This is a genomic window from Kitasatospora sp. MY 5-36 (genome assembly GCF_001182915.1).
GTDB lineage: Bacteria > Actinomycetota > Actinomycetes > Streptomycetales > Streptomycetaceae > Kitasatospora.
Map to the genome: position 1 here is coordinate 1 of NZ_LFVW01001391.1, position 662 is coordinate 662.

Below are 662 nucleotides of genomic sequence, written 5' to 3' on the forward strand. Positions count from 1 at the left end.
GCCGGCGCGCCGGGCCGGGTCTGCGCCTGCCGGTCGAGCAGGCCGGTGAGCGCGGTGCCGACCGGGGCCCGGCGGGCGCGCGGGACGGCGGGGGTGCCGGTGGTGGCGGCGGTCTCGGTGGTGCCAATGGTGCTGGTGGTGGCGGTGGTGTCGGTGGTGGGGACGGACGGGGTGTCGCGCATGGAAACGGCCTTCGGTGCGTGGACGTACGGGTGTGGCCGTACGGGGCGTGGCCTCCTGCTCACCAGGAGCACCGGGGAACGCCATCCACCGTCGGCCGCCCGCTGTCCCACCCGCCTGAGGCACCGGTCGCGACCTGCGCCGATGCCGTCCCGGCCACCCGTGCCGCCGTCCCGGGCGGGGGCCCGCCCTGTCCCACCCCGCCCGGCCGCGCACCCGGGCATTCGCCCGTTCACGATCACGTAACCGAACGGAAGCGCACCGTCGGTAGCGTCGGCGGCATGAAGGCATCACGCACTCGCCCCGAACGGCTCTGGCACCGGCCCTTCCGCAGGTCCGACCGCAGGTGCGCGGCGCCCGAGGGCCAGGCCACCCGGCCGCCCGCGCTCACCGGCGGCCCGTACCGGACCGTGCGGCCGCACCCGCCCGCCGTCCGCGCCGCCGGTCCGGCGCCGGAGGCCCCGTCCCGACTGTCCCTGCCG

Annotated in this window: 2 protein-coding genes; one reads left to right on the forward strand and one right to left on the reverse strand. The window is 78.4% G+C overall.

The genetic code is table 11. The annotated features are described in order from the left end of the window. Positions 1-182 (reverse strand): hypothetical protein (locus tag AE652_RS47705; protein ID WP_049661709.1); only part of this gene is annotated, 182 nt, incomplete at its 3' end. A gap of 279 nt (positions 183-461) precedes the next feature. On the opposite strand from AE652_RS47705, the gene AE652_RS48905 reads away from it, so the two are divergent. Beyond that, positions 462-662 (forward strand): hypothetical protein (locus AE652_RS48905; protein ID WP_234348743.1); only part of this gene is annotated, 201 nt, incomplete at its 3' end.